We start from the raw sequence: 592 nt of genomic DNA, 5'->3' as shown, positions 1-592 counted from the left end.
GCCAGACTTGCGGTTACCTACGCCACCCAATCCGGTCCGATGCTGGTGATCGACGGAGCGCTGCACCCACGCTTCGAGCCGAATGGTACGTCACGCTACATCCGCAACGGTGTCGGCGTTCGCGATCCCGATACGGTGGTGCTGGCGATCTCGCGCGGCGAAGTCAGCCTTGGCGGCTTTGCCAGGTTGTTTCGCGATGCGCTGGGCTGCCGCAATGCGCTGTTCTTCGACGGCGCCGTCTCGACGCTCTCCAACGGGACCGACACGATTGTCGGCGGTTCGTTTCCTGCCGGCCCTGTTCTGGCAGTGAAAAAACGATAGTTTTCAAACCTCTGCAGGGCTTTTTGTTCAGTCGAGTCTCGACGCAATCCAAGGATGGCGCGTGAAATCGTCGAGGTCGTTATAGAGGACGGCCGCCCAGCCAAGGTTGTCGTGCTGCCGCGACAACCTTGGCGGAATCGTCGAAGAAAAGCGGGGGCTGGGCTTGCTGTCCGATCAGTTGCTCGACGTTTTCGTAGAAACGGGCGCTGTTCTTGCCGACGCCGAAGCGCGCGGCGTAGAACATCTCCTCGAAGTGATGCCGCAATCCGAC

General features: G+C 60.6%; 2 protein-coding genes. One reads left to right on the top strand and one right to left on the bottom strand.

The features are described from left to right. On the top strand, positions 1 to 321 hold a 321-nt coding region (locus G3A47_RS23075; RefSeq protein ID WP_208328431.1), incomplete at its 5' end, for a phosphodiester glycosidase family protein. Between the two features lie 79 nt (positions 322 to 400). Here the strand turns inward: G3A47_RS23075 and G3A47_RS23070 are convergent. Then, a partial coding sequence (locus tag G3A47_RS23070) for an HAD-IA family hydrolase (RefSeq protein ID WP_166926617.1) occupies positions 401 to 592 on the bottom strand: 192 nt, incomplete at its 5' end.

The organism is Flavobacterium poyangense, assembly GCF_011751075.1.
Lineage (GTDB): Bacteria > Bacteroidota > Bacteroidia > Flavobacteriales > Flavobacteriaceae > Flavobacterium > Flavobacterium poyangense.
This window is presented reverse-complemented; position numbering and strand designations above follow the sequence as displayed.